The organism is Kitasatospora sp. NPDC093806 (assembly GCF_040683335.1).
Taxonomy (GTDB): Bacteria; Actinomycetota; Actinomycetes; order Streptomycetales; family Streptomycetaceae; genus Kitasatospora.
In genome coordinates, this window is record NZ_JBFBDO010000181.1 from 1 (window position 1) to 8,931 (window position 8,931).

At 70.4% G+C, this 8,931-nt stretch carries 2 protein-coding genes; one reads left to right on the forward strand and one right to left on the reverse strand.

Features of this window, described 5'->3' with window-relative positions; all coding sequences use genetic code 11:
• Positions 1-7,049 (reverse strand): ricin-type beta-trefoil lectin domain protein (locus tag AB0N76_RS38260; protein WP_363565465.1); only part of this gene is annotated, 7,049 nt, incomplete at its 3' end.
• A gap of 616 nt (positions 7,050-7,665) precedes the next feature.
• Between AB0N76_RS38260 and efeO the strand changes: the two genes are divergently transcribed.
• Positions 7,666-8,808, forward strand: coding sequence for an iron uptake system protein EfeO (gene efeO / locus AB0N76_RS38265; protein WP_363565466.1), 1,143 nt, complete (start codon positions 7,666-7,668; stop codon positions 8,806-8,808).
• Positions 8,809-8,931 lie beyond the last annotated feature (123 nt).

The window sequence follows — 8,931 nt, forward strand, 5'->3', positions numbered from 1 at the left end:
GCGGCCGGGTTGCCGTACTCGTCGGTGTCGAGGAGGACGGGCTTGGTGAGGGCCGGGTCGGTGACGAGCACGACCGAGCCGAACAGGTTGGTGAGTTGGAGCCTGATCTCGCCCTGCTCCGTGACGGTCGCGGCGAGGTCGCCGTCGACGCCCCCGACGTTGCGGGTCCAGGCGCCGGTGGCGGTGTTCTCGACGGTCCAGCGCGGGACGTCGCTGCCGCCGCCGTAGTGGTTCAGGCGAGAGGCGGTGGTGGCCCAACTGCCGTCGCCCTGCTTGGTGGCGGTGCTGCTGCCGCTCAGCCGGCCGACGGGGTCGAGGGTCCAGGTCTGCCGGGTGGTCGCGGTCTCCTGGGAGGCGACCAGGTCGTTGACCCGGTAGCCGAGGACCGTGCCGGACGGCGTCTTCGTGGTGCGGCCGAACGCGTCGTAGGAGTAGCCCGCGTCGGTGATCCGGTCGGCGCTGTCGTAGGCGGACGCGGTCGTCGTGGCACCGGCGGTGGAGCAACTGCCGTCGCCCGCCGGGCCGGAGACCGTCTTGGCGGTGCGGTTGTAGTGGGTGTCGTAGGTGTAGGTGCGGGTGGTGCAGCCGGTGGCGACCGTGGACTGCTCGGCCTTCACCAGGCGGCCCAGTCGGTCGTAGCCGTAGGTCTTGACGCCGTTGGTGCTGGTGTCCTTGACCACCTGGCCCTGGGTCGAGACCTCCTCGGACTGGGACCAGACGACCTTGTTGTCGCTGGTTCGGGTGTAGGTGCGGGAGGTGGCCTTGCCGGAGGCGTTCAGGGTGTCCTTGCGGACGATCCCGCCGGGGTAGGTCTGCTCGACGAGCTGGCCGTCCGGGCTGTACTTCGCGGTGAACTCGCCGGCCTTGCTGTCGTTCACCGAGGTGACCAGGCCGCGGGGCTCCTTGGCTAGGTCGTAGGTGAGGGTGGTGACGCCGGTGGGGTCGCTGACCTTGACCGGCTTGCCGAACCTGTCGTACTCGGTCGCGGTGGTGGCGCCGTCGGCGTCGGTGTAGGAGACGGTCCGGCCGAGGACGTCCTTGACCAGGGCGACGGACTTGCCGGCCGCCGTGGTCCTGACCGCTTCACCCGTGGCCGGGTCGTACTCGATGGTGCTCTTCGGCACGGCCTGGCCCTCGTCGGCGGTGACCTCGGTGGAGACGGTCCGGTCGGCGGCGTCGTAGGCGGTCACCGTCCTGCGGGTCTTGCCGGCGTTGGTCTCGACGATCTCCTCGGGCTTGCCGGTGCGCGAGTACCGGGCGACCTGGTTGACCGGCAGTGTGGTCGGCATCCGCGCCGCGTCCGCACCGGTCACCGCGGCGCCCCGGGCGGTGACGCACGGCTGCCCGGCCCACTCCGGCCGGTTGGCGCACGCGGTGTTCGCCGCGTTGGCACCGGCCGTGTAGTAGACGGTCTTGACCGTGGAGGCGTCGGCCGCGTCAGTGGGGCCCGGGACCCGGACCTCCTCGGTGCGGCCCTGGGCGTCGAAGCGGGTGTTGGTGGTGAGCTTGGCGCCGAGCGCATCGGTGGTCACCGAGGTGGGCTTCTTCAGCGTCCAGCCGGCGGTGCCGCCGAGCGGGGTGCCGTAGCCGTTCTTGGTGACCCGCAGTTCGACGTCGTCGGCGTAGCCGTCGACGCGGGCGCCGTCGGTCTTGGTGGTGACCAGGTGGTAGGCCTGGCCGTCGGGCTTCCCTTCGTCGTAGGTGTTGGTGTTGTGGTCCCGGGCGACGACGGAGGTGCCGGCGGCCAGGGTCGGATTGACGGTGGTCTTGGTCAGGGTGACCGTGTCCAGGCCGGCGTGGAAACGCTCGCCGGAGCTGGCCGTGTTGGTACCGGTGACGGTGAGCTTGAGCTCGTGGTCACCGCGTGCCAGGCGGATCTCCGTGCCGGTCGCGTACGGGGCGACGGCCGGGTCGGCGGAGTAGGTGTCGATCGGCTGGCCGAGGTTCTGGCCGTCGATCGCGAACTGCACGATGCCGTGGTCGCTGTTCTTGGTCAGCTGACCGGAGAGCTGGTAGAGGCCCTCCTCCGGCACGCTGACCCGCAGGAGGGCGTAGGCGTTGGCGACGGTGGCGCGCACGCCCAGGTGAGCGCCGCCCGACCAGGTCAGACCGCAGCAGTTGTTGTCGATCTGGACCGGCGCGGTGGCGCCGAGCTGCGGCAGCTTCTCGGCCTCCGCCGTGACGGTGACCGGGGTGCTCTGCCCGTTGACCTGCTCGGCCAGCGAGGCGCGGTATGCCGGGCCGAGGGTGTCGACGACGTCGAGGCCGTCCGCGCTGTAGGTGGTGCGCGAGTCCAGGAGCCGGGCCCGGGACTTGGTGATCTCGGCCTTGCGCTTCTTCTGCTCGTCGGTCAGGTTCGCGGCGAGCAGCTCGGCCGGGATCTGGGGCAGGCCCAGCTCGGCCGTGAACCGGTCCCACTCGGGGTGGGTGCCGAGCGCGACGGCCCGGTTGGTGGCTTCCAGGGAGCGGACGGCGTGGCCGTAGCGGTCGTACTCCTTGGTGTCGATGTCACCGCCCGGGGTGACGGACGGCGTCGCGGTGTTGACCTCCTGGCCGTTGGCGTTGAGGTAATGCACGGTCGCCGGCTTGTAACCGGCCTGGCCGGGCTTGGCCGCCGTGGCGGTGTTGGTGCCCGGGTCGTCCTCGAGGCCGAACACGGCGGTGGCGTCGGTGGGCGCGTCCAGCTGCGCCCACGTCTTCACGTCCTCGCCGGACAGGTCGTACGGACCGCCGGCACCGGTGGTGAGTGGCACGTCGTAGACGACGTTGGTCGTGGTCTCGCCGTTGACCTGGTCCTTGCTGCCCTGGGCCAGGGCGGCGCGGCGGACCTTCAGCAGTCGCCCCGGGTCCTGGTCGGCCGCGGCCTTGCCGTAGTCGAAGTTCCACGGCAGCTGACCGCCGGCGGTGACCTGGGTGACCCGGCCGTCCGCGTCGTAGCCGTAGGTGGTCTTCAGCGGCTGGGCCAGGCGCGGGTCCCAGACCTGGGCGATTCGGCCCTTGTCGTCGTACGTGTAGTGCGCGACCTCGACGGCCTCCTGCTTGGAGGTCGCCGGGTTCCACGACCACAGCTTGACGGCCTTCACCCGGTCCAGGTAGTCGCCCGGGGCGGTGGCGGTCGCCGTGGTGGCCTTGGCGTAGTCGTACTCCGTGACCTCGCAGCCGCGCGGCAGCGGGTCGACCGAGCAGTGGTTCACGTCGTCCACGCCGGGCTCGACCGGCGGGATGACGCGCTTGACCAGCGAGCGGCCGTCGGCGGTGTCGTACTGGTACCGGGTGGTCGAAGCGGCCTCGGGGCCGCTGTCGCTGACCACCTGGTAGATGGTCGAACCGGCCTGGCGGGCGAAGACGGTCTTCGAACCGTCGAGCTCGGACAGCTCGTAGGTGGTGCCGTTGGTCTGCACGTTCCAGACCTGGTTCGGACCGGCCCAGCAGACCCAGATGGTCGCGCCGTTGTAGGCGTCCAGGCACTTGCCCGAGTGGCGGTTCAGGACGAGGCCGTTGGAGTGCGCCTCCCATTGCTGGTTGTCGCCGCCGTTGCAGCCCCACAGCATCAGACGGGTGTTGTCGCCCTTCTGGCCCCAGGGGTTGTCCAGGCAGTAGCCCAGCAGCCGCAGCGTCAGGTCGTCACCGCGGGTCCACTGCTGGTTCGCCGCACCGGTGCAGGGTGCCGGCTGCAGCCCGGCACCGTTGCCGGCCGCGCCGTTCGGCACCTCCAGGCACTGGCCGCTGGACGACAGTACGAGGGCGCCGCCGGTGGCCGGGACGGCCTTCAGTGACAGCGACTCGGCGCCCGGCTCCGGGAACAGGGTGCCGTCGGTGCCCTTGGCGAAGGTCAGCGAGGTGTCGTCGTTGCCCTTGATCTCGACCAGGTCGGACTGCGGGAACGACAGCGAGCGGTAGTCCGAACCGGCACCCGCGTCGGGGCCGCCGGCCCACTGCGGGCCGAACGGGGCGACGATCTCCTTCAACGACAGGTCGTCGAAGAAGACCTCCTTGCCGGAGCCCGCGGCGTTGCCGTTGTAGAGCCGGAAGAACGCCTCGGTGGCGTCCTTCGGGACGACCATGTCGACGGTCAGCTGCTGCCAGCCGTCGGTGAACGACGCCTTCGGCGAGGCGGTCTCGCCGTAGCCCGCCGGGGTGCGGTAGACGCCGACCAGGCGCAGGCCGCGGTTGGGCAGCGGGTTGTCCAGGCCGGTCGCGCCGGGGACGTAGATCCAGCCGGTCAGCCGGTACGTCTTGCCGGGCTGCATGCCCTGGCCGAGGGTGTACTCCGGGCCGAGAGCCGCGTAGCTGTCCCAGCTGTTCGAGGGCTTGACCAGCAGCGAGTCGGTGGAGCTGTCGTGACCGCGCACGGTCGAGCGGGAGATGTCGGCCGAAGCGCCGACGAAGCCGGTCAGGTCCGTGCCCACCTGGCGCTGGTTGGCGCTCAGGCGCTCGCCCTGCGGCTGCCAGCCGCGGCCGAGGTCGCGCGAGGAGGTGGTGCGGGCCACTGACATGCCGAACTCGTTGGCGTCGGTGACGCTGGCGGAGTAGTCACCGGTCAGCAGGTTGACCGAGCCGGGGCCGATCTGGGTACCGGCCGCGCCGTCCGCGTTGCGGTCGACGGTGATGGTGTTCCAGACGGTGGTGTAGCCGGCGCCGGAGCCGTCCTCGGGGAACAGCTTGGCGCGGACCTGGACGACGCCGCCGACGTTGCCGAGGGTGTCGATGACGGTCCAGTTGGCGTGCGGGCCGAGGTCCGCGAGGCGCGGCTTGTCCTCGGTGACCGGGGTGTTGTCCGCCTTGGTGAGGTTGGCCCGGGGCACCGCGTACTCGGTGGCGCCGGGGCCGCGGCGGTACTCGTAGACGACGCGCTTGAACTGCGCCTGGGCGTCGACGGCCAGCTTGACGCGCTTCGCCGCCTGGGTGCCGTTGACCGGCGAGCTGATGCCCGCCTGGCCGACGTGGAACACGTACTCGGCCGGCGGGGAGAGGTTACCCGCGCGGTCCTTGGCCTGCACGCTGAGCACGCGCCGGCCCTCGGTGGTCGGCGTGATGGTGGTGGTGAGACCCGCCGTGGCGTTGACGGTGACCGGCGTGCCGCCGTCCAGCGTGTAGACGTAGGCGGTCAGGTCGTCGGTGCCGCCGGCCGGGGTGAAGGTGAACGAGCCGGCCTTGTTGGCGGCGCCGTGCCACAGCCCGTCCGACGGGTAGTCGGCGGAGGTGACGAACGGCGCGCCCGGCTTCACCGTGTCGACCACGAACTGCGTGGTCACCCAGTTGGAGCGGGACTTGCCGTCGTCCAGCACCGTGGAGATCGCGTACTGCACGCCCTCGTCGAGCTTGGCGATGCCGAAGTCGGACGCCCGGACGGACGCGACCGCGCCGTTCGGGGTGTCCTTCGGGATGCTGCCGAGGAAGGTGCCGCCGCGCCACAGGTCGAAGAAGACCTTCACCGTGTCGCCGTCGACGTCCGCCGCCTGCGCCAGGAAGCGCGGGTTGGCGTCCGAGGTGTACTTCGGGTTGCCCGGCTGGGACGGCTGCACCTGAACCTCGGCCGGAGTGGTCGGCACGGTGTTGTAGGTGATCGAGATGAACGGCGGGTACGGGCCCTCGGCGGAACTGAAGCGCTTCCAGGAGAGCGGGCTGCTCTCGTCCGTCGCCTTGAGCAGGATCCCGTAGTCGTTGTAGCCGTACTGGGCGAAGTGCCGGATCATCCCCGTGATGCCGGTGTGGGTCCAGCCCGAGCCGTCGGGGGCGGTGCACTGGTGCGAGTCGCCCGGATCGACGTCATAGGTCTCGTAGGTCCGCTCCCACATCTGGCCCCACTGCGGCTCGTTGCCCCAGCGGGTCCACCAGGCGGCACCGCCCGCGTTCCAGATCTCCCACTGTTTCGGGGTGCAGGAGGAGGAGTGGCTGTTGAACAGGTGGAGCTTGGCGTCGAGGATCTGCTTCCCGTTGAACGATCCACCCGGGATCGTCAGGTAGGAGCGGGCCTTGACGTTGCCGTCGTAGCTGCCGAGCTTGAGCTCGTCGGCCGCGGAGTTGTCGGCGTCGATGTTCGACTGGACGAAGGTGTCGTAGGTGGTGCCGACGTCCACGATCGGGTCGATGGTGACCGGGTACTGCGTCTTCGCGTCGGCCAGGAAGGCCGCGTCCGGGGTGAACACCAGCTCGGTGTCGCTGCCCTGGCCGCGCACCTCCATGGTCACCGGGGCACGGTTGAGGTGCTCCTGCGAGGCCTCGTCGACCGCCGCGTCCCACATCACGGGGGCGGGGATCTTGACGGCCTGCTTGCCGGTGCCCTTGTCGACCAGCTGGATCGAGCCGTCCTGCTGCGGGACGACGTTCAGACCGGTGGTGTCCAGCGGGATCGTGACCGTGCCGGTCTGCGAGACGGCGGAGCGGTCCTTCACGATCAGGAACTGCTCGAAACCGGTCCGGGTCGCCTTCAGCAGCAGGTCGACACCGGGACGGGCATCGACGTAGGTCGCCTGACTGCCCTCCAGCTTCGGCTTCGGCAGCTTGCCCAGCCAGCCGAAGGACACCTGCTGGTCACCGGAGCCGATCTTCACCAGGGGGCGCTCGGCCGACTGCGGCGGCGCCGGGTCGGCCGCCGCGCGCGCGGCTCCGCGTGCGGCGCGCGACGCGAAGGGGCTCGGTGACGCCATGGGCAGCGAGGTGCCGGCGCCGGGCAGGCTGTCGCCCACCGTCACCCCGGCGTCGCCGCCCTCGAAGACCAGGCCCTCGGGGTGCGCCTTCGGCGCGACCTTGCCGTCCGGTGTCCGGACCAGGGTGGTGTCGACCGGGACCCAGGCCTCGCCGACCTTCATCCGGATCGGACCGGTGGACCGCTCCGAGGTGAGTGTCCCCTCCGGGTTCGCCCAGAGCGTGGCGAACTCGGTACGGGCGCCGGTCACCTCGACCCGGTGGCCCTGCGTGCGGGCCGCGAGCAGCGCGGACGCCTCGTCGGGGGCCTCATTGCCCTTCGGCGGGGTCGTGGCTGGGGCCGGAGCCGCTGCGGCGGAGGAGGGTGCGAGCGCGTCCAGCGCCATCCCCGCCTGCACCATCAGCCCCAGCGTCAGGAGGCCGGATATCCGGCGCAGCCTGCGCGTCGAGAAGGCCCCGCCTGCGAAAGCAGACGAGGCCCGGGTGTTTCGTGACATCGGATTCTTTCAATAGTAGGTAAAGCAAAACCAATGCCCGGCAAAAGTGGGCCCCATGAATCTCTCACCCTCGGTCTCTGGTGTGCTTCCAAGATCAATGACGATCGCGTAACGAAGTTGATGCCTCGTCAACCGGCGGCCGTCGATTGTTCGACTTTCGGTGCGTATGCCCCCTTCTGGGGGTGGTGCAGCCGGTTCGGGTGATGCCGACGGGAGTGACGGCACCCGCCTCTGCGGCGCCCTTGCCGGTCGGTTCGCGCTCCTCTAGCACACCCGTACGCCCTGGTCGGCGCCCTGGCGTGGGCGGGGTGGCTGGAAATCGTCGGTGGGCTGACCGTCGGGGCGCCGCCGGGGCCGTTCCCACCTGCACCGTTTCGTGACCGACCCCGGTGTAGACGGCGAAAACCGATATCCCTAAGGTATGCCTTAGCTAAGTGGGTGGGGGGCACCGACGGTGCCGTTGTCCCCATCCACGCGCAGCCCTGCCCTGATACGCCCTGCCCTGACCGCTGGAGCCCGCATGTCCGCCCGTCGTTCCACCGCAGCCACGCTGCTCACCCTCGCCGTGGCGACCGCCGCACTGGCCGGCTGCTCGCAGAAGAAGGACGACAAGGCCGCATCCGACGCCGTCAAGGTCAACGCGACGGACACCGCCTGCGAGGTCTCGAAGACCAGCTTCCCGGCCGGCCACGTCGTCCTCGACATCAGCAACAAGGGTTCGAAGACGACCGAGGTCTACGTCTACGCCGCCGGCGACAAGATCGTCACCGAGCGCGAGAACATCGGCCCCGGCACCAAGGCGACCATCAACGCCGAGATCAAGGCCGGCTCGTACGAGATCGCCTGCAAGCCGGGCATGGTCGGCGACGGCATCCGCCAGAAGATCACCGTCACCGGCGACGGCGGCTCGGCCGCCCCGGCCGACCCGCGGCTGACCGCGGCCGTCGACGCCTACCGCAAGTACGCCCAGGAGCAGGCCGACGCCACCATCCCGGCCGTCGAGGCGTTCGCCGCCGCGATCAAGGCCGGCGAGCTGGAGAAGGCGAAGTCGCTGTACGCGCCGTCCCGGGTCGGCTGGGAGCGCACCGAGCCGGTCGCCGAGAGCTTCGGCGACGTCGACCCGAAGACCGACACCCGCGAGGACAAGCTGGAGCCCGGCCAGGAGTGGACCGGCTGGCACAAGCTGGAGAAGTCCCTCTGGGCCGACGCCAAGATCGGCGACGACGAGAAGAAGTTCGCCGACCAGCTGGTCGCCGACCTGAAGGACTGGCAGAAGAAGATCCCCGAGGCGGAGATCACCGCGACCAGCATGGCCAACGGCGCCAAGGAGCTGCTGGACGAGGTCGCCACCAACAAGATCACCGGCGAGGAGGACCGCTACAGCCACACCGACCTGGCGGACTTCGCCGCCAACGTCGAGGGCGCCAAGAAGGCGTACGAGCTGCTGAAGCCGGTCGCCGCCGAGAAGGACGCCGAGCTGGCCAAGACGCTGGACTCGGAGTTCGCCGCCATCGAGGCCCTGCTCGCCAAGTTCAAGCAGGCCGACGGGACCTACACCTCCTACGACAAGGTCACCGAGACCGAGCGCAAGACCTTCTCCGACGCGGTCAACTCGCTGGGCGAGCCGCTGTCGAAGCTGGCCGCCGCGGTGGTCGTCAAGTAGCGCCGCCGCCCGGTGCGCGCGTCCCGCAGTGGGGGCGGCGGACGCGGTGCCGGCGGTGACGGTCGCGGCGACGAGGGCGGCGGTGGCCGCTATGGCGCCGGCCGTGAGGAAGCGCCGGGAAGA

Bases quoted from the DNA above. Each gene is read 5' to 3' on its own strand.
- efeO (WP_363565466.1), top strand. From the start codon at position 7,666: ATGTCCGCCCGTCGTTCCACCGCAGCCACGCTGCTCACCCTCGCCGTG.